This window comes from uncultured Barnesiella sp. (assembly GCF_946496565.1).
Lineage (GTDB): Bacteria > Bacteroidota > Bacteroidia > Bacteroidales > Barnesiellaceae > Barnesiella > Barnesiella merdigallinarum.
Window position 1 is genome coordinate 44460 of sequence record NZ_CAMMHD010000002.1, and the last position, 19124, is coordinate 63583.

The following is a 19124-nucleotide window of genomic DNA, read 5'->3' on the forward strand; positions in this document are numbered from 1 at the left end:
CCAAAAACATGAAAGACGAAAATCAGAGGTATTAGTAAACCAGCCCTTCCCGGAGACTTCCTGCTCCGGTAAAAAGTAATGTGGTCATCTTTTTCTATAATAAAACAAAGAGACCGCCCAAAATCTCTTTTGGGTCGGCCCCTCTGTATGGGTGAGACCTGTCGGTTGTGGTTACTTGACGGTCAGTTTGGTCGTGATTTGGTTCTTCTCGCCGGTAATGCGCATGAGGTAGATACCCGGGGCAATACCGTTCAGCGATACGGCCCTCTGTTCGCCGGCCACGACATCGCCAGCATAAAGGTTGAGCACCTGGGCACCGTTGAGCGAGTAGAGGGCTACGGTTACCTGCTGGTCGTCGCTGGGCAACACGAAGTAGCAGCTCTCTGCAGCCGGGTTGGGATAGGCCATCGAGCGGGTAGGAGCTCCGGTCTCTTCAATACCCGAGAGTTCGTTGAGGCAATAGACCAGACCGTTGTAGGCATCGATTTTGCCATAACCCCACTGGTTGTTGCCTGTGCCGGCAATGCTGCCCGTGTAGCTGTCGGTCTTGGCCGATTTGGCGAATACTTCGCGCACCTGCTCGGGGGTGAGGGTAGGCCGGGCCTGCAACCAGGTGGCCAATACGCCCGTTACTACCGGTGCAGCCATCGAGGTGCCCTCCATCGAACCGTAGTAATAATTGGTACCGTTTACGTTGTATTGGCCTACCACGGTTGCGTAATAGTCGCTGCGGCTGGTGCTGCAGGTCGAACTGTTATACGACGATACGATCATTGTACCCGGTGCGGCTATATCGGGTTTCATACGGCCGTCGGCCGTCGGTCCGTGGCTCGAGAAGGTGGCCAGTTGGTCTACCGTCTGGTAGGATTGGTTGTACATCGAGCTGTTTCTGTGTTCGATATGGTTGCTGCTGGTGTAGGCACCTACCGAGATGATTCGTGAGCCTGTTCCACCGATTTCGCCCATGCTGGAGTCGTTGTCGCCGTTGGTAAATCCGCTTATCCCGAAGTTGGAGAACGCGGTATACGGCGTGTTGGTCCAGGCATTGACGGTACACTCTTCGGTTGCCGATACTTCGAAGCCCACATGGTAATAGCTGCTCATCGGGATTACGTTCATATCGATTGTAATGTTGCCCTTCTGGTTATTGGGGTCGGTAGCCGTGGCGATATAGACTTCGCCGTAGGTACCGGTGGGGCTGGATATCCGTTTGCTGGAGCTGGTTGCTGTCGAAAATTCGCTAGAGGTATAGACCTCTTTCTGGTTGCGGGTATCGTAAACGATTACTTTGACCGATAAGGTCTTGTTGGCATCGCCCCAAATGTCGACGGTCGTATTTTGATTCTGTCCCAGGTCGACCAGCGTCTTCAGTGAAGAGTCGTCGGTGGTCAGCGTCTTTTTTACGTGTATGTTGGTCTCGGCTTCGTTGCCGGCGGCACCTACCAGCAAGCGGCCTTCGCCTTGCAGCGAGTCGCAGATGCGGTCGAAGGTCGAGGTTCCGTCGTGTGGCCCGATGTGGTATCCGAGGCTCATGTTGATGACGCAGGGTTTACCCACCGATTCGGCATAGTCGTAGATGTACTTGATACCGTCGCTGATGCTCGTGTTGCTGCTGCTGGTATCGTAGAGGTTGTAGCTTACAAACACCAGGTCGGCGTCGGGAGCCACGCCGTAGTAACTGTTGCCGTGGTAGGCTCCGGCTGCGATACCGGCCACGTGGGTGGCGTGGCAGTCGGTCATATCCTGCTTGGCCGATACGATCGACTCGGAGGTCGTATATTCCCGGCCGTAGTAGTAACCCGAGGGAGGCGTACCCGTAGCGTTTTGGTTCCAGACTCTCTTCACGCGCAGGTTTTCGCCGGCCGTGTCGTAGAAGTTGATGTGGTTGTACTGGAAACCGCCGTCGATGATACCCACCACGACATCTTTACCCGTGTAGGCCTGGGTGAGGCCCGTGCCGGCGTGCAGGGCATCGACATTGGCGAAGGCGGCGCTACGTACCGTGTTCATGAGTTTATGTACCGGACGTCCGATCTCGATATACTCGACCGACGGCAGTTGCGATACCGCCTCGAGTTTGTCGGCGGGGATGCGTACCGAGAGGATGGTACCGTATTGGGCATTGACGGTTACACCGTTGTCGGCCAGGCCTTCGAGGTCGTTTTCATCGTTAAGGTGGAGGAATGCCGAGACGATGGTCTGGCTATTCTCCTGGTCTACGGCATAGGTCGATTTCAGTTTGGCGCGTTGCATCGTAGGGGTCGATTCGTAACTGCGCAGAAAATTTTGAGTCGATGGCGACATCTTCTCTTCAGCGGTTGCGCCAAATTGACAGGCAAGCGCTAAGAGATAAACTGATAGTAATACTTTTTTCATCGATTTAGTTATTAAAACAATAGATAATTCGTAAAGGTTTAGTTATCGGGGACGTGCAGGCGACGATGCCTCGATATAGGTAATGCCCGGCAGGGTAACGAAGCGGGTAAGGCTTCGCAAGGGTACGGCAAAACTGTACATCGTCTCGTTGTACTTCACGCAATAGCCGCCCAGTTGGGTGAGGGCGTCGGCATCGAATTCGGCATCGGCGTGCAGAAATCCGGTGGCGAGGTATTGGCCGTTCTGGTTGCGCAGGGAGAAGCGTTGTGTCAGCAACGACGAGGGGGTATAGTCGTCGATAGTCTTGCCCGATTGTGCGAGGTCGGCTTGCCAGGCTTCCCAAAACATACGGAACGATGCAGATACGGGTAACTCTTGCGGCAGGGTGTAGTCGGTCGTCACGACCGTGTTTTCAGTCTTCGACATATTCTTGTTGGTGTGGCATCCTGCCAGGGCGATGATTGCCATCGCTGTGCATATAAATCTCCACATGGTGATAAATTTTTTATCATTAGGCGGGCAAATATAGAAATTTTTTTCTCTTCCTATTATTTTTATAACAAAAATATTATCACTTGTAAATTTTTATACACAGAATAGTAGCTATTTGGTAGGGCTGATAAGGGAAAAAGAACCAAATTTTACATTTATTGCCGTTTCAGCCGGGAGGCCAGCAGAGCATTCAGCTCCTCTTCCGAGGGGTTATTGGCCACGATGGTGCCGTCGGGGGCGATGAGGACGAAGTGGGGGATGCCTTGAATCACATACGACAGGATGGCGTCGGAGTCCCACCCCTTGGGGTCGCCCAGTTGCGGCCACGTCATCTGGTTCTCGCGCACATAGGTGAGCCAGGCTTCGCGATCGGTATCGAGCGAGATGCTCACTATCGAGAGTTGTCCGTTGCCGTATCGGCTGTACAACTGTTTCAGATAGGGAGTCTGTCGCTGGCAGGGCGGACACCACGAGGCCCAGAAGTCGAGCAGCACATACCGGCCGTGCCCTACGTATTGCGAGAGCGAGGCCATTGTTCCCTCGGGCGTTTGCAGGGTCAGGTCGGTGTAGGGCATGTCGGGGGCCACGTTTTTCAGGCGCGAGAGCATGTGCGACAGCTTCTGGATGGCCGGATTCTTTTTGAACGAGGTGGCGGCATTGGCGATGAGGCTACGTTGCTCGTCGGGCGAGAAGAGAAAGCTGTTTTGCAGAAACAGGTAGACCGAGGTCACGTTGTCGGTATTGGCCGCGATGTATTTGCGGGTCAGCCGTTCGAGCCCCTGCTGCTCTTTTTCGAAAGCCTGTTTCAGGGTGTTGAAGGTGCTGTCGGTGAGTTGTCCGGCGAGATAGTCCTTCAGGTAAAGTCGGGTAATCTCCTGTATGTGGCTGTCGAAGGTCTGACGTTGCTCCTCGTAGACTTGCAGCCGGTCGTTGAGCGGAGTGCCCGACAGGTGGGTGACCGAGTCGAATGTCACCTCGATGGTGCCGGGTTCGAGGGCGAGCAGCAGCGGGGGATATTGTGACGCCCGCTCGTCGCGGGGTACCAGTATGGCAATAGCCGGTTCTGTCTGGTCTCCTTCGAACGTAAAGGCGCCGTTTCGGACTACGGCGCTGTCGATGATTTCGAATTGTTGTCCGGTCAGCTTTTGCAGAAAGAGCGTAGTTCCGTCGGGGAGCAGTTGGGTGTGTCCCTCTATTTCGTATTTCCCGTTGCAGTTGGCCAGGCTTACCCCGATGGCGATATATCCGATCAGTCGTACTAATTTCATGGTCGTTTCATATTTCCGTTTATCTATAAACAGAAGATAATCAACAAGGTTTAGCCGACGTCGGGGATTAACAATTATCGGTCAGGCTCGACTTCTGCGGGGTGTCGGGGCGAGGGGTTTCGGTGATGAGGATTGTATGTGGAGGCCAGTCTTGGTGCATAATGGTCTCGAAGGAGATAAGGGAGGATTAGCGAAACCGTTTGAACAGACGGAATATTCGTGATACCAGTCGGAATCCCCACATGGCGCTCTCGAGCAGGGTGACACCGCCGAGCAGGTTGCTGCCGATGTATTTGGTAATTGATCGAGCTTCGGTAAAGGGCGAGATGACCTGTCGATAAGCCTCGTCGACACACTTTCGTTGTTCGGCAATAGCCGTTTTCAGGGCTTGTCGTCGAGCGGCAATCTCTTCGAGGGTAAGACCTTTGGATGGGGTTTTCGGTGTATCCATGTTATTGAGGAGTTTTGTCGTTATCTAATAGTACGCGCGAAATGAATCGGGTGATGGGGGCGAGGATGAGTTGCCGTTTGAAGATGACTACAATGGCAATGAGCACCAGGAACAGCGCACCGAGCAGGGCATAGCTGCCCACGATGCCCACGAGCGGTTCCAGCAGATAGACCAGGGCAAACGACAGGTATATGCCGGCCCCTACGGCCAGAACCAGAATGATGATAAAGAGTACCGACATGCCCAGAATGACCGAAATCTTTTCGGTGGCCGTCAGTTTGGCATAGTCGATTTGCAGGGTGAGGTATTTTTTACCTTCGTCGAATAGTCGCTTGAATGAGTTGTCGGGGGTATCGGGCATAATATAGCAGGGTTAGAGGAGATACATAAGGTATAGATACACAATGAGAGTATCAAGACTACCGAAGGTCTGTCTTGATATTCCCATTGTGGTAACGGGCGCAGTCTATTTTACGCCTTTCACTTCTTCGGCAATCTGGTCGACGAGTTGCTCCATCTCTTCTTTCTTCAGGTGGATACCCTTGTCGTGAAGCATTTTACAGATGCGAGCTCTCATGTCCGAGCCCTTTTCGGGGGCAAACAAGATGCCGGCCACAGCACCCACGGCGGCTCCGCCGAGGAATGCAAACAGTAAATTAAGACCTTTCATAATCTTTATCGTTTTTAATGTGACTATACAAAGATAACAAAGTATTTGGATTTTTGTTAGTCTGCGCGCCAAAGATTTTCGCTTTTATGAATTGTTTTACAAAAAAGTATAAAGGATAGAAGCGGGCCGAATCACGAATGGCGAAAGTTCGTATCTTTGCTTGATGCGAAGATAGGATACGGCTCGGCCAAGCAAATTGTGCAAGCATCTTTGCTTGTCTCTCGCCTTTCACTATCTTTCCAGAAGATAGGATGCGGCTCGGCAAAAAAACTCAAACAAGTTTGGCTTTTTTGCTCTCGCCTTTCACTATCTTTGCACTCACTTTGCCGGGCCGGGCGCGACCTCATGGGGCAACGCATCGGGAGGCATGTCGAAAAAGCAACAAAGGAACCAAAAGTTATTTCCGGGAACTATGTCTGAACAGTCAATCTTTATCAAAGGGGCACGCGTCAACAATCTGAAGAATATCGATATAGAGATACCTCGCAACCGCTTTATCGTTATTACGGGCCTGTCGGGCTCGGGCAAGTCGTCGCTGGCGTTCGATACGCTCTATGCCGAGGGGCAGCGGCGCTATGTCGAGAGTCTCTCGGCCTACGCCCGCCAGTTTCTGGGTCGGATGAGCAAGCCCGAGTGTGACTACATCAAGGGCATACCGCCAGCCATCGCTATCGAGCAGAAGGTCAATACCCGCAATCCGCGCTCGACGGTGGGCACCTCGACCGAGATATACGACTACCTGCGGTTGCTCTATGCCCGCATCGGCAAGACCTATTCGCCCATCTCGGGCGAACTGGTCAAGAAGCACCAGGTCGACGATGTGGTGAACTGTGCCCTCGGTTTCCCCGACGGTACCCGCTTTGCCTTGCTTACCAACCTGATTCTCCCCGAGGGGCGCGACCTGAAAACCCAGTTGCAGATATGGCAGAAGGAGGGTTTTCCGCGTGTCGAGGTCGAGGGCCGCTTCGTGGCGATAGAAGATTTGCTGGCCGGCGATACGCTGCCCGATGCGTCGAAGGTGCGTCTGGTAATCGACCGCTTGAGCGTGTCGCACGAGAACGATACTGTGAGCCGACTGGCCGACTCGGTCGAGACCGCCTTCTTCGAAGGGGGTGGGGAGTGCGTTGTACAGATGCACACGGCCGAAGGGGTGAAAGAGTTCCATTTTTCGAAACGGTTCGAGGCCGATGGCATCACCTTCAACGAGCCGAGCGACCTGATGTTCAACTTCAACAACCCCGTGGGCGCTTGTCCCGAGTGCGAAGGCTTCGGGCGGGTAATCGGTATCGACGAAGATCTGGTGGTGCCCAACAAGACCCTCTCGGTCTACGACGATGCGGTGATGTGCTGGCGGGGCGAGAAGATGAGCGAGTGGAAAAACGACCTTATCCGTCGGGCCGATTCGTTGCACTTCCCGATACATCGGCCCTACTACAAACTGACCGATCGCGAGAAAGATATATTGTGGCACGGCTCGGGCGACTTCGAGGGCATCGACGGTTTCTTTGCCATGCTCGAGGCCAATCAGTACAAGATACAATACCGGGTGATGCTCGCCCGCTATCGGGGCAAAACCATCTGTCCGGTGTGCAAGGGCAGCCGGTTGAAACCCGAGGCCGAATATGTGAAGGTGGGTGGCCGCTCCATTACCGAGCTGGTGAATCTGCCGGTAGGCGAACTGAAAGCCTTCTTCGACAACCTGCAGCTCGACGAGCACGACACGGCTATTGCCAAGCGATTGCTCACCGAAATCAAGAACCGTATCCGTTTCTTGCAGGAGGTGGGGCTCGACTACCTCACTCTCAATCGGTTGTCGTCGACTCTCTCGGGTGGTGAAAGCCAACGCATCAATCTGGCTACTTCGCTGGGCAGCAGTCTGGTAGGCTCGCTCTATATCCTCGACGAGCCCAGCATCGGCCTCCATTCGCGCGACACGCACCTGCTCATCAAGGTGCTCCGCGAGTTGCAGGAGCTGGGCAACACGGTGGTTGTGGTCGAACATGACGAGGAGATTATCCGGGCGGCCGACTACATTATCGACATCGGTCCGTTGGCCGGTCGGTTGGGCGGCGAGGTGGTCTATCAGGGCGACCTTTCGCGTCTGCCCAAGGCGACCCGCAGCTACACCATGCGCTACCTGACGGGCGAGTGCAAGATAGAGGTACCGGCCGTACGTCGCAAGTGGAACCAGTATATCGAGGTCGAAGGGGCTGCCCAGAACAACCTGAAGTCGGTCAATGTGCGGTTCCCGCTCCATGTAATGACCGTGGTTACCGGCGTGAGCGGCTCGGGCAAGTCGTCGCTCGTGCGCGATGTATTCTATCGTGGACTCTTGCGCTACTATGGCGAGGGGGGCGAGATGCCGGGAACCTACTCCCGCTTCACGGGCGATATGGACCGCATCAAGGCGGTCGAGTTTGTCGACCAGAATCCTATCGGCAAATCGACCCGTTCCAATCCCGCCACCTATTTGAAGGCGTTCGACGAGATACGCAAGCTCTTTGCCGACCAGCAGGGGGCTAAGCAGATGGGCTTTTCGCCGTCGTACTTCTCGTTCAACTCCGAGGGCGGCCGCTGCGAAGAGTGCAAGGGCGAGGGTACCATCACGGTCGAGATGCAGTTCATGGCCGACATCGTGCTGGAGTGCGAGGCTTGCCATGGCAAACGCTATAAACAAGATGTACTTGAAATCGAGTATCGGGGCAAAAACATAAGCGATGTGCTCGACATGACCATCAACCAGGCCATCGAGTTCTTCTCCGAGGTCGACGGCAGTCAGGAGAAACGCATCGTCAAACGGCTGAAACCGTTGCAGGATGTGGGTCTGGGATATATCAAGCTGGGGCAATCGTCATCGACCCTCTCGGGCGGTGAGAACCAGCGTGTGAAGTTGGCTTTCTTCCTCAGCAACGAACGGCAGGAGCCCACGCTCTTCATCTTCGACGAGCCCACTACGGGGCTCCATTTCCACGACATCAACACGCTGCTGAAGTCGTTCAACCAACTGATTGAGCGGGGGCACACCGTGGTGATTATCGAGCACAACATGGACGTCATCAAGTGTGCCGACCACATTATCGACCTGGGCCCCGAAGGGGGCAAGGCCGGTGGCTACGTGGTATGTACAGGCACACCCGAAGAGGTGGCCCGTTGCGAGGCCTCCTATACGGGCAGATTCCTGAAAGAGAAGTTGGCGCTTTAGCGGATGCGGTCCATGCTGCGCACCAGTTGCTCGTCTTTGTTGATGGCGCGATAGGCCAGAATGTCGAGCACGAGTGCTACGAACGGCATCACAAGATAGGCCGACCACGACGTGTGCGTAGCGGCAAGGTCGTTCTGGAAGGTGTAACCGCTCAAGAAAATGATGATGTAGAAGGTCACCATAAAGAAGGCGTTGATCATGCAGACGCGAGCCTGGTTGGGCCGGTTCTTGTACAGGAAGATGGCGACGAGCGACAGTACGGTAATGACAGCACCCAATGCCAATACACCCCACGTGGCCGTGAATACCGAGGTTTGGGCAATTGTAGCTTCGGACCCGTCCGTAGCCGGTTCGGCCATTACGGTAGATACCCCTTGCGAGGTGAAGCTGTAAAGTCCGTCGGGGGTATCGAACTGAGCGATGGGACAGAAAAGGAACGTGGCCATCAGGGCAGCGGCCAGCAGCAGGTAAATAGTTTGAATACGTTGTATCATAGCTTGTTTATATGTTTTGTTATTTGTAGAAGACAGGATGCGTCTCGGTATGAAAATCAAGCGAGCTCGTTTTTCGGTTTCCGACTTTCTCTATCTTTATGCAAAGATAATGAAAGGTGAGCGCAGAGGCAAATGGAAAACGAAGTTTTCAACATTTGTCTATGCCGAACCGACTCCTATCTTATCCAAAGATAAAAAAAGGTGAACGCAGAAAGTCAAGTTTACTTGAACTTTATGCTGAACCATATCTTATCTTCTACAAAGATAGTGTAAAGCCATTGTAGAAACAAATTTTGAAAGATTGAGATTTTGCAGATAACTCTCTTTAGGGAGGAAAGTGTATTCGAGCATGCGGGTATGTGCCGCAAGGTAAGGGCAATAGGAAAATGATTTTTCCCGGCACACTATTTGCAAGTTAAGTTTGTTATATTGGAGAAAGCTCCTTAATTTTACTACGGATTTAGAATAGAACAGATGATTACGACCGAGATTGAAAAACAGCGACACGAAATATATGGACTGTTGGCCGAGCGCCGTTTGAAAGATGCCTTTGGCAAGCTGGCCGTTCTGGTGAACGAATTGCAAGATTGGATCAGCCGTGACAAACTCAACGAGATGGAGATGTCGTACAAGTATATGATACAGTACATGCTCGACGGAGTGGAAGATCCTGAGCGCAAACGTATCTACGACCACCTGGTGGTGTCGGCCTATATGCTTACCGACCGCGTGTCCGACGAACTGGTTGCCCGGGTCTCTCCGTCCCAGTATTACGGTTGGCGCCGCTATGTGAAAGCCAGTAGGGCCAACGAGACTCTGGCCTCGCAGTGCGACCGATGCGACCAGGCGCTCAACGACCTGTCGCTGGCCTCGCTGCTGAGCGAGCAGGAACGCGATGCTGCCAAAATCAAATCGTTGAAGCATCGGGTCGAGGATGAAGCCGGCACGCTCTTTATGGATGTGTGGACCAACTATCCGGCACGAGAGGAGGATTATTCCACCTTGCGCGAGGCGCTTTATGCCAACCGTTTCCCCGACGACCTGGTGTCGCTGCTGATTTCGGCCCTGTTGCTGAATCTGCTGCATCGGTTCGACGAGGAGAAACTGCTTCTTCTCCTCGACGGTTATCGGCACACCTCGCCCGAGATACAGTTGCGTTCGCTCTGTGCCGCCCTCATGGTGATGTATATCTATCGCGAGCGGTTGCCGCTCTTTCCGAGTGTGCAGCATCGCATCGACGCCTTGAGCGAGGAGCCTCGTTTCAAGAACGACGTGCGCACGGTCTTTCTGCAACTGATTAAAACCCAGGAGACCGAGAAGATTACCCGCAAGATGACCGAGGAGCTGCTTCCCGAGATGATGAAATTGGGTCCGTCGCTCTATAAGAAAATCAAACAGGAGGACTTGATGAACGACATCAATGCGCTCGAGGAGAATCCCGAGTGGCAGGATATGCTCGACAAGACGGGTATTGCCGACAAACTGAAAGAGTTGACCGACCTGCAGATGGAGGGGGCCGATGTCTTTATGAGTACCTTCTCTCATTTGAAGAGCTTCCCCTTCTTCCAGTCGATACAAAACTGGTTCATGCCCTTCAATCCCGACCACACGGCTCTCTCGGGTCTGCTCGAGGGGCAGGGGGGCGCCATGTTCAAGAAGATGCTTTCGGCTTCGTCGCTCTTGTGCAACTCCGACAAGTATTCGTTCTGCCTCAGTCTGTCGCAAGTGCCCGAGTCGCAACGTCAGTTGATGATGGGGCAGTTTGGGGCCGAGAACGCCGCCGTGCAGGAGATGGCCAACCAGGAGCTGATGAAGAAGGAACTGAGTCGCGAGAATATCTCGAACCGGTACATTCAGGATTTGTATCGCTTCTTCAAACTCTATATCCGTCGGTCGGAGTTTACCGACCCCTTTGCCGGACACATCAACCTGCTGCATGTCTCTACGCTCGAGTCGCTGTTGAGCGGGCAGGAGAGCCTGCGGCTCATCGGCGAATATTATTTCCGTCGCGGGTATTACGACGATGCGCTCGAACTCTTCGAACGGCTCTCGGCTACCTATCACTCCGATGCCGAGATATACCAGAAGATAGGGTTCTGCTACCAGAAGCAGGGCGACTATGCCGAGGCGCTCGAGGCCTTCCTCAAGGCCGAGATTATCGCCCCCGACAACTTCTGGACCATCCGGCGCATTGCTACCTGCTACCGTAATCTGAAGAAGCCCGAGATGGCCCTCTCGTATTACCATCGGGCCGAAAAGATACAGCCCGACAATCTGTCGGTGCAGATGAACATAGGCCATTGCTATGTCGAGCAGAAAGATTATGAGGAGGCTCTGAAGTATTACTTCAAGGTCGACTATCTCGACCCCGACGGCGGGAAGGCCTGGCAACCCATTGCCTGGTGCTCGTTCCTGGTGGGGAAGAAGGATCAGGCGCGCCGCTATTACGAGAAGATTCTGGCCGGGAAGCCCACGGCACTCGACTATCTCAATGCCGGGCATGTGGAGTTTTCGCTGGGTCATATCCGGCAGGCCATCGATTACTATCGCCGCAGCATCGAGCTCGACGGGGGCGATACCGCCAAGTTTATGGCCAACTTCAAGCAGGATGTGCCCGATCTCGTAGCCTCGGGCATTGCCGCGAGTGATATACCCATTTTGCTCGACCAGCTGATGTATGGCATTACCGATACCCATTAAAGGTTGTCGGGTAGAAAGAGCTGGGGAATGCTGCCGGTATCTCAGATTGTAGAGTATTCTCTTTTTGATGTATAGCTTGAGAGAAGATGGAGTGTGAAAAGTCCGTTTTCATTTGTCTCTGCTCTCACCTTTTACTATCTTTGAATAAGATAGGGGCGGTTCGGCATAGCCAAAAGATGAAAACTTTGTTTTCTTTTTGTCTCTGCTCTCACCTTTTACTATCTTTGCGCCCTTGTACAGAAGAGAATAAATGGATATGAAACGAATTGTATGTTTGTTGCTTTTCTGGGCTGCCCTTTCGCATCTGCCCATGTGGGGAGCGTCGCTCACCGACTATCGTGAAAAATTGTACAACCTGTTTATCGAGCAGAAGATTCCGCAGTGGAGTGGGGTGTTGTCGCAAATGAGTGCCGACAAATCGTGCGAGACCCTTGACGGGCGGCACGAAATCTTGTGCGGATATTACGGTCTGGTAGGCCATCTGGTCGACAAGAAACGCAAGACCGAAGCCCAATCGAATCTGAAAACGGCCTTGGCTCTGGCCGAGAAGTATCAGAAACTCTACCCGCACGACGCCCGTTTCAAGGCATTGTATGCCAATCTGCTGGGCCTTAAGATAGCGCTTTCGCCCTTGAAGGCTACCACTTTGGCTTCCGATATGTTATCGTCGGCCCGTGAGGCCTACAAGATGGCTCCCGACGACAGTTGGGTCTCCATATTATACGGTAATATTCTTTTTTATATGCCGGGTATGTTTGGTGGCGACAAGGCGCAGGGGTTGAGTTGCTATCAGCACGCTCGCCAGGGGATGGAGAAGAATCTCTCGGCCAACTCTCACAACTGGCTCTATGTGCAACTGCTGGTGACTATCGGTGTCGTCAACGAGAAGAACGAACATTACGAGCAGGCGTTGGCCATGTATAAGAACATCATGAACAAATACCCCAATTATGCCTTTGTGCGCGATGTCCTCTATCCGCGTGCACAGAAAACTATGCGGGAGAAAAAATAGGCTATGAACGATTATATGCAGGTGCGGCTCGAGGTAGAGCCGTGTAGCGAGGTGGCTACCGATGTGCTGGCCGCCATGTTGGGCGAGATTGGTTACGAGAGTTTTGTTCCCGACGAGACGGGTGTGACGGCTTTTGTTCCGCAGGGTACCTACGACGAGCCACAGCTCGAAGCGGTGCTGGCCCAGTTCCCGCTCGAGGGGGTAAAGGTGACTCGGCAGACAACCTTTGTGCCGGGTCAAGACTGGAACGAAGAGTGGGAGAAACACTACTTCAAACCCATTGTCGTGGGCGACGAGTGTGTGATACACAGCACTTTTCACAAAGATGTGCCCCAGGCTCGCTACGATGTGCTCATCGACCCGAAAATGGCATTCGGCACGGGACATCACGAGACTACGACCCTCATGTTGCAGGCCATATTGGCCACCGACTTTACCGGTTGCTCGGTGCTCGATATGGGGTGTGGAACCGCTGTGTTGGCTATCCTGGCCGGCATGAAGGGGGCTTCGCCGGTGGTCGCTGTCGACATCGACGAGTTTGCCACCGAAAATGCCCAGGAGAATGTGCGCTTGAACGGAGAGCCCGACATCGAGGTGCGTCTGGGTGGTATCGAGGTACTGAAGCAAGAGACCTTCGACTTTATCTTTGCCAACATCAACCGCAACATTCTGCTGTCCGATATGCACGCCTATGCAGAACGAATGAAGAGTGGGTCGCATCTCTTTATGAGTGGATTTTATGTTGAAGATATTCCGGCCATCCGGTCCGAGGCCGAGCGTCTGGGGCTGCGGTTTGCAGGTCATGCCGAGAAAAACCGGTGGGCCCGGGTCGAATGTGTGAAAGATTGACGAGCGATGATGCGTAAGATTTGGCGTTGGACAAAACGGCTTGTGTTGTTTTTCTTTCTCTCGACCATCATTGTCGTGCTGCTGTATCGGTTTGTCCCCGTGTATGTAACCCCTTTGATGGTTATCCGCACGGTCGAGCAACTGGTCGATGGGAAGAAGGTCGAGTGGCACCACCGGTGGGTACCTATCGAGAAGATGTCGCGCTATATGCCCATGGCAGTGATTGCCTCGGAAGACAATCGCTTTATGACCCATCACGGATTCGACTTCGAGGAGCTGCGAAAAGTTATCGAGGAGAACAAGCACCGCAAGCGTCCGCGGGGAGCCAGCACCATCACGCAGCAGACAGCCAAGAATGTGTTCCTCTGGCCCGGTCACTCCTATGTGCGCAAAGGGTTTGAAGCTTATTTCACCGTACTTATCGAGCTCTTCTGGGGGAAGGAGCGTATCATGGAAGTCTATCTCAACTCCATAGAGACCGGCAAGGGCATTTATGGGGTAGAGGCGGTCGCGCAGCAGCATTTCCACAAAACGGCTGCTCGGCTCACTCGGTCGCAATGTGCACTGATTGCCGCTACGTTGCCCAATCCGCGCCGGTTCAATTCGGCTGCGCCGTCGGGGTATATGTTGCGCCGGCAGGCACAAATCGTGTCGTTGATGGGGAAGATAGCACCTGTCGATTTTACACACTAAAATCGGTAGAAGCAAAGATCGTTTTGCAAGTTATAAGTGGATTGGATGGGGGGCTAATAGGAATGGTTTTGTTCCAACTCTTGTTGCAGTATTTCGATTCTTTTCCGGTAATTGTTGATAAGGTTTTGCAGCAGTTCGATCTCTTGCTGTTTCGATTCGTAAATAGCACTCTTTTTGTTTACTGATTTTGTGATGTTTTTATATAATTTAAAGGGTTCGTCGGCGGTTGCAGCCCCGTTCCCTTCGTCGAAGACATACTGGTTAGGACTAATAAAATAGGCCTCCCGGCTCTCGTCGCAATTGATAAAAGTAAAGAAATCGGTGATGGGTAGATTCCAATGATTGGCAATGGTGAGCAATACATTGATGTTCATGTTGCCACCTCTTACGGCTTTGCCTATGGTATTCTTGTCCAGCCCCAGTTCTTTAGCGGCCTCTTTGTAGGTAATCCCTTTCTGGTGCAAGAATTTTCGCAGCAGATCTCCAGTATAAACAAGTTTCTTACCCTCTTTCATATGGACACGGAGTGTAAACAGTTAAATCCTATTCGAACCTATTATGTTGGTTTGTGTTCTACTAATATACAAAAAAAATCGACAACTGCGTGGTGACGGTAGTTCTGGCGGGTAACCAGGGGGCGAGACCGCAATACGAAGCCGGTTTGTCCCAAAGGTAGGGGTGTTCATAAAAATTACAGAAAAAATTCTTTATTTCAAACTATTTGTACTACTTTTGTTCTCAGATGTCTGGTGCAAGTATTTTGTGCCGGGCCTATTTTGTGAATAATCCAATCCAATAGTTTGGCTTAAACAACTTAACTAATAACAACTATGGCAGAAAGTAAAGAAAAACTGTTTGACCAGTTCCCTCCGGTCTCCACACAAGAATGGAAAGACAAGGTTATCGCCGACCTGAAAGGAGCTGATTTTGACAAAAAGCTCGTATGGAGGACAAACGAAGGGTTTAACGTAAACCCCATGTATCGTGCCGAAGACATTGCGAACCTGCACACGACCGATTCGCTTCCCGGTGAATATCCTTACGTGCGTGGCACTCGTACCGACAACAACTGGCTGGTACGTCAGGACATCAAAGTGACCGATGTCAAAGAGGCCAACGCCAAGGCTCTGGACATCCTGACGAAGGGTGTCGAGTCGCTGGGCTTTGAGCTCCCGAAAGATTTGATTTCGGTAGAGAATATGGAAACTTTGCTGCATGGTATCGAGTTGGAGAAAGTCGAGTTGAACTTCTCCTCTTGCATGAAAAGCACAGTGAAACTTGCCGAAACGGTAGCCGCCTATTTGAAAAAGAGTGGAGCCGACCTTTCGAAAGTTTCGGGTTCTATCCGATTCAATCCGTTTAAGCGCATGTTGACCAAAGGCCGCGACTTTGCCGACTATGCCGATGAGGCCGTTGCCGTAATCGAAGCCGTGAAAGAGTTGCCGCTCTTCAGAGTGCTGGCTGTCGATGCCGTGATGCTGAACAATGCCGGTTCGTTCATTTCGCAGGAGCTGGGTTTCGCCCTGGCTTGGGGTAACGAATGGTTGGCCGCTCTTACCGAGAAAGGTCTCTCGGTCGATGAGGTTGCCAATCGAATCAAATTCAACTTCGGCATCTCGTCCAACTACTTCATGGAGTTGGCCAAGTTCCGTGCCGCCCGCATGTTGTGGGCTCAGATTGTAAAACAATACAATCCCGCTTGCGACTGTGCCTGCAAGATGAAGGCTCATGCTCAGACTTCGGAATTCAACCAAACCGTATTCGATGCTTATGTCAATCTGCTCCGCTCGCAAACCGAGACCATGTCGGCTGCTTTGGCTGGTGTAGATTCGATTACGACCACTCCCTTCGATAAAGCCTACAAGGAGCCCGATGAATTTTCGGAGCGTATCGCCCGCAACCAGCAACTGTTGCTCAAGGAGGAGTCGCATATCAACCGCATTACCGACCCGGGAGCCGGCTCGTACTATGTAGAGACCCTCACCGTGTCGATTGCCGAGCAGGCTTGGAAACTCTTCCTCGAAGTAGAGGAGAAGGGCGGTTTCTACAAAGCCGTGAAAGAGGGCTTTGTTCAAAATCAGGTCAACGCTTCGGCCGAGACCCGTCACACCAATGTGGCTCGCCGCAAAGAGATTCTGTTGGGTACCAACCAATATCCCAACTTCAACGAGGTAGCCGGCGACAAAATTGCCAAAGGCGAGGCTTGTGGCTGCGGTTGCAGCAAACACGAAGGCGAGCACCATTGCGAACCCGAATTCCCGGTACTGAATACCAAACGTGCCGCCAGCGATTTCGAAGCCTTGCGCCTGGCTACCGAGCACTCGGGCAAGCGTCCGTCGGTATTCATGCTTACCATCGGCAACCTGGCCATGCGTCTGGCCCGTTCGCAATTCTCGGCCAACTTCTTTGCTTGTGCCGGATACAAGATTATCGACAACCTCGGTTTCGAAACTGTACAAGCCGGTATCGATGCCGCCCTCGAAGCTAAAGCCGATATAGTGGTACTTTGCTCGAGCGACGACGAATATGCCCAATATGCCCCCGAAGCCTTCAAGCTGCTCGACGGCCGTGCGCTCTTCGTCGTAGCCGGTGCCCCCGCTTGTATGGACGATTTGAAAGCTCAGGGTATTACCGAGTTTATCCACGTACGTTCCAACGTGCTTGATACGTTGAGATCGTTTAACGAGAAACTCTCGATTTAAAAGTCGTACAATTTTGTATCACTCAAAGAAAAACAGAAAACTATGAGACCTAATTTCAAGAACATAGATATTACAAAGGATGCTTTCGCTCACTCGGCAGGGAAAGTAGCCAGCGAGGGTGAAAACTGGATAACCCCGGAACAGATCCCCGTAAAACCCATTTATACCAAAGAAGACCTCGAGGGTCTTGAACACCTCAACTACGTAGCCGGTATTCCGCCCTTTCTGCGTGGCCCGTACAGCGGCATGTATGCGATTCGTCCCTGGACTATCCGTCAGTATGCCGGTTTCTCCACCGCCGAAGAATCCAACGCATTCTATCGTCGTAACCTGGCTTCGGGTCAGAAAGGTCTTTCGGTAGCATTCGACCTCCCTACACACCGCGGATACGATGCCGATCACGAGCGTGTAGTAGGCGACGTAGGTAAAGCCGGTGTTTCCATCTGCTCGCTCGAGGATATGAAGGTGCTCTTCGACGGTATCCCCTTGAACAAGATGTCGGTGTCGATGACCATGAACGGTGCCGTGTTGCCCATTCTGGCCTTCTACATCAACGCCGGTCTGGAGCAGGGTGCCAAACTCGAAGAGATGGCCGGTACCATCCAGAACGATATCCTCAAGGAGTTCATGGTGCGTAACACCTATATCTATCCGCCCGAATTTTCGATGCGAATCATTGCCGACATCTTCGAGTTCACGTCGCAATACATGCCCAAGTTCAACTCGATTTCAATTTCGGGTTACCACATGCAAGAGGCCGGTGCCACGGCCGACATCGAGCTGGCCTACACGTTGGCCGACGGTCTCGAGTACCTGCGCGCCGGTATCAATGCCGGTATGGACATCGACTCGTTTGCACCGCGTTTGTCGTTCTTCTGGGCTATCGGCATGAACTTCTTCATGGAGATTGCCAAGATGCGTGCCGCCCGTATGTTGTGGGCCAAGATTGTAAAACAGTTCAATCCCAAGAACCCCAAATCGCTGGCTCTGCGTACGCACTCGCAAACTTCGGGTTGGTCGCTCACCGAGCAAGACCCCTTCAACAACGTAGGCCGTACCTGTATCGAGGCCATGGGCGCCGCTCTGGGTCACACCCAGTCGTTGCACACCAACGCCCTCGACGAGGCCATCGCATTGCCTACCGACTTCTCGGCCCGTATCGCCCGTAATACTCAGATTTATATTCAGGAAGAGACCTACATTACCAAAGAAATCGACCCGTGGGCCGGTTCGTACTATGTAGAGGCTCTGACCAACGAGCTCGCTCACAAGGCTTGGGAACACATTCAGGAAATCGAGAAGCTGGGTGGTATGGCCAAGGCTATCGAGACCGGTATCCCCAAACTCCGTATCGAGGAGGCTGCCGCTCGTACACAGGCTCGTATCGACTCGGGCAAACAGACTATCGTGGGTGTGAACAAATATCGTCTCGAGAAAGAGGCTCCCATCGACATCCTCGAGGTGGACAACACCGCCGTGCGTAAAGAGCAGATCGAGCGCTTGCAATACCTGAAGTCGCACCGCGACAACGAGGCCGTACAAGCTGCCCTCGATGCCATTACCGAGTGCGTGAAGACCAAACAGGGCAACTTGCTCGACTTGGCCGTGAAAGCCGCCAAGGTGCGCGCTACGTTGGGCGAAATCTCCTACGCTTGCGAAAAAGTGGTAGGTCGTTATAAAGCAGTAATCAGAACTATTTCAGGCGTGTATTCTTCAGAAACCAAAAAAGATGCCGATTTCGTTCGGGCAACGGAATTGTGCGAAAAATTTGCCAAGAAAGAGGGCCGTCAACCGCGTATCATGATTGCGAAGATGGGACAGGATGGTCACGACCGTGGTGCCAAGGTGGTAGCTACGGGATATGCCGACTGTGGCTTCGACGTAGATATGGGCCCGTTGTTCCAGACTCCGGCCGAGGCTGCTCGCCAGGCTGTCGAGAACGACGTGCATGTGCTGGGCGTCTCTTCACTGGCTGCCGGTCACAAGACTTTGATTCCGCAGGTAATCGAGGAGTTGAAGAAACTGGGTCGTGAAGATATTGTAGTCATTGCCGGTGGTGTAATTCCTCCCCAGGATTACGACTTCCTTTACAAGGCCGGTGTGGCAGCTATCTTCGGTCCCGGTACTTCGGTAGCCAAGGCTGCTTGTCAGATTCTCGAAATTCTTCTCGACGAATAATTCTTTTGCAGAAGATATTGTTTCAGGGCAAGGCGCA

The 19124-nt window shown here is 52.8% G+C and carries 15 protein-coding genes; 7 read left to right on the forward strand and 8 right to left on the reverse strand.

Annotated features, from left to right (window positions below):
- Window positions 1–171: 171 nt before the first annotated feature.
- The 6 genes from Q1K76_RS01245 to Q1K76_RS01270 all read right to left on the reverse strand — a co-directional run bounded on the left by Q1K76_RS01245 (window position 172) and on the right by Q1K76_RS01270 (window position 5257).
- A complete protein-coding gene (locus tag Q1K76_RS01245; protein WP_300130438.1) occupies window positions 172–2304 on the reverse strand; it encodes a S8 family peptidase in 2133 nt (710 codons plus the stop codon).
- Window positions 2305–2418: 114 nt separating this feature from the next.
- Window positions 2419–2868: a hypothetical protein gene (locus tag Q1K76_RS01250; protein ID WP_143240865.1), complete on the reverse strand. Its 450-nt coding sequence runs from the start codon at window positions 2866–2868 to the stop codon at window positions 2419–2421.
- Window positions 2869–3023: 155 nt separating this feature from the next.
- Entirely contained in the window at window positions 3024–4136 is a 1113-nt protein-coding gene (locus Q1K76_RS01255) for a TlpA disulfide reductase family protein (protein ID WP_258327478.1), read from the reverse strand.
- A gap of 187 nt (window positions 4137–4323) precedes the next feature.
- Entirely contained in the window at window positions 4324–4587 is a 264-nt protein-coding gene (locus tag Q1K76_RS01260; protein WP_087407310.1) for a hypothetical protein, read from the reverse strand.
- A 1-nt stretch (window position 4588) separates the two neighbouring features.
- The gene (locus Q1K76_RS01265) at window positions 4589–4948 is read right to left on the reverse strand and encodes a phage holin family protein (protein ID WP_087407311.1); all 360 of its coding nucleotides are present in this window, start codon (window positions 4946–4948) and stop codon (window positions 4589–4591) included.
- Window positions 4949–5053: 105 nt separating this feature from the next.
- Window positions 5054–5257: a YtxH domain-containing protein gene (locus tag Q1K76_RS01270; protein WP_087407312.1), complete on the reverse strand. Its 204-nt coding sequence runs from the start codon at window positions 5255–5257 to the stop codon at window positions 5054–5056.
- Between the two features lie 412 nt (window positions 5258–5669).
- Here Q1K76_RS01270 and uvrA point away from each other — a divergent pair, with 412 nt between their 5' ends.
- A complete protein-coding gene (gene uvrA, locus Q1K76_RS01275; RefSeq protein ID WP_087407314.1) occupies window positions 5670–8459 on the forward strand; it encodes an excinuclease ABC subunit UvrA in 2790 nt (929 codons plus the stop codon).
- Here uvrA and Q1K76_RS01280 read toward each other — a convergent pair.
- A complete protein-coding gene (locus Q1K76_RS01280) occupies window positions 8456–8953 on the reverse strand; it encodes a DUF4293 domain-containing protein (RefSeq protein WP_087407315.1) in 498 nt (165 codons plus the stop codon). The genes uvrA and Q1K76_RS01280 overlap by 4 nt on opposite strands.
- Before the next feature lie 474 nt (window positions 8954–9427).
- On the opposite strand from Q1K76_RS01280, the gene Q1K76_RS01285 reads away from it, so the two are divergent.
- From Q1K76_RS01285 to mtgA, 4 genes are all read left to right on the forward strand, one after another.
- Complete coding sequence (locus tag Q1K76_RS01285) at window positions 9428–11653, forward strand: lipopolysaccharide assembly protein LapB (protein ID WP_300130445.1); 2226 nt, start codon at window positions 9428–9430, stop codon at window positions 11651–11653.
- A 256-nt stretch (window positions 11654–11909) separates the two neighbouring features.
- Entirely contained in the window at window positions 11910–12665 is a 756-nt protein-coding gene (locus tag Q1K76_RS01290; RefSeq protein WP_300130447.1) for a hypothetical protein, read from the forward strand.
- Between the two features lie 3 nt (window positions 12666–12668).
- A complete protein-coding gene (gene prmA, locus Q1K76_RS01295; protein ID WP_087407318.1) occupies window positions 12669–13514 on the forward strand; it encodes a 50S ribosomal protein L11 methyltransferase in 846 nt (281 codons plus the stop codon).
- 6 nt (window positions 13515–13520) lie between these two features.
- Window positions 13521–14207 carry a monofunctional biosynthetic peptidoglycan transglycosylase gene (mtgA, locus tag Q1K76_RS01300; RefSeq protein ID WP_087407319.1) on the forward strand — a complete coding sequence of 229 codons (687 nt, stop codon included), beginning with the start codon at window positions 13521–13523 and terminating at the stop codon, window positions 14205–14207.
- 53 nt (window positions 14208–14260) lie between these two features.
- Here the strand turns inward: mtgA and Q1K76_RS01305 are convergent, their stop codons facing one another.
- Window positions 14261–14722 (reverse strand): helix-turn-helix transcriptional regulator, encoded by a 462-nt coding sequence (locus tag Q1K76_RS01305; RefSeq protein WP_300130450.1) that lies wholly within the window; start codon window positions 14720–14722, stop codon window positions 14261–14263.
- A 315-nt stretch (window positions 14723–15037) separates the two neighbouring features.
- On the opposite strand from Q1K76_RS01305, the gene mutA reads away from it, so the two are divergent.
- Together mutA and scpA are read left to right on the forward strand one after the other, a co-directional pair.
- Window positions 15038–16909 carry a methylmalonyl-CoA mutase small subunit gene (mutA, locus tag Q1K76_RS01310; protein ID WP_258327474.1) on the forward strand — a complete coding sequence of 624 codons (1872 nt, stop codon included), beginning with the start codon at window positions 15038–15040 and terminating at the stop codon, window positions 16907–16909.
- Window positions 16910–16951: 42 nt separating this feature from the next.
- Window positions 16952–19087, forward strand: coding sequence for a methylmalonyl-CoA mutase (gene scpA, locus Q1K76_RS01315; protein WP_087407322.1), 2136 nt, complete (start codon window positions 16952–16954; stop codon window positions 19085–19087).
- Window positions 19088–19124: the final 37 nt, after the last annotated feature.

What these genes read in the sequence shown, in the direction of transcription:
- Q1K76_RS01290 (WP_300130447.1), top strand. Translation starts at nt 11,910, where the DNA reads ATGAAACGAATTGTATGTTTGTTGCTTTTCTGGGCTGCCCTTTCGCAT.
- mutA (WP_258327474.1), top strand. Translation starts at nt 15,038, where the DNA reads ATGGCAGAAAGTAAAGAAAAACTGTTTGACCAGTTCCCTCCGGTCTCC.
- scpA (WP_087407322.1), top strand. Translation starts at nt 16,952, where the DNA reads ATGAGACCTAATTTCAAGAACATAGATATTACAAAGGATGCTTTCGCT.
- Q1K76_RS01270 (WP_087407312.1), bottom strand. Translation starts at nt 5,257, where the DNA reads ATGAAAGGTCTTAATTTACTGTTTGCATTCCTCGGCGGAGCCGCCGTG.
- prmA (WP_087407318.1), top strand. Translation starts at nt 12,669, where the DNA reads ATGAACGATTATATGCAGGTGCGGCTCGAGGTAGAGCCGTGTAGCGAG.
- Q1K76_RS01260 (WP_087407310.1), bottom strand. Translation starts at nt 4,587, where the DNA reads ATGGATACACCGAAAACCCCATCCAAAGGTCTTACCCTCGAAGAGATT.
- Q1K76_RS01265 (WP_087407311.1), bottom strand. Translation starts at nt 4,948, where the DNA reads ATGCCCGATACCCCCGACAACTCATTCAAGCGACTATTCGACGAAGGT.
- Q1K76_RS01305 (WP_300130450.1), bottom strand. Translation starts at nt 14,722, where the DNA reads ATGAAAGAGGGTAAGAAACTTGTTTATACTGGAGATCTGCTGCGAAAA.
- Q1K76_RS01245 (WP_300130438.1), bottom strand. Translation starts at nt 2,304, where the DNA reads ATGTCGCCATCGACTCAAAATTTTCTGCGCAGTTACGAATCGACCCCT.
- uvrA (WP_087407314.1), top strand. Translation starts at nt 5,670, where the DNA reads ATGTCTGAACAGTCAATCTTTATCAAAGGGGCACGCGTCAACAATCTG.
- Q1K76_RS01250 (WP_143240865.1), bottom strand. Translation starts at nt 2,868, where the DNA reads ATGTGGAGATTTATATGCACAGCGATGGCAATCATCGCCCTGGCAGGA.
- Q1K76_RS01285 (WP_300130445.1), top strand. Translation starts at nt 9,428, where the DNA reads ATGATTACGACCGAGATTGAAAAACAGCGACACGAAATATATGGACTG.
- Q1K76_RS01280 (WP_087407315.1), bottom strand. Translation starts at nt 8,953, where the DNA reads ATGATACAACGTATTCAAACTATTTACCTGCTGCTGGCCGCTGCCCTG.
- Q1K76_RS01255 (WP_258327478.1), bottom strand. Translation starts at nt 4,136, where the DNA reads ATGAAATTAGTACGACTGATCGGATATATCGCCATCGGGGTAAGCCTG.
- mtgA (WP_087407319.1), top strand. Translation starts at nt 13,521, where the DNA reads ATGATGCGTAAGATTTGGCGTTGGACAAAACGGCTTGTGTTGTTTTTC.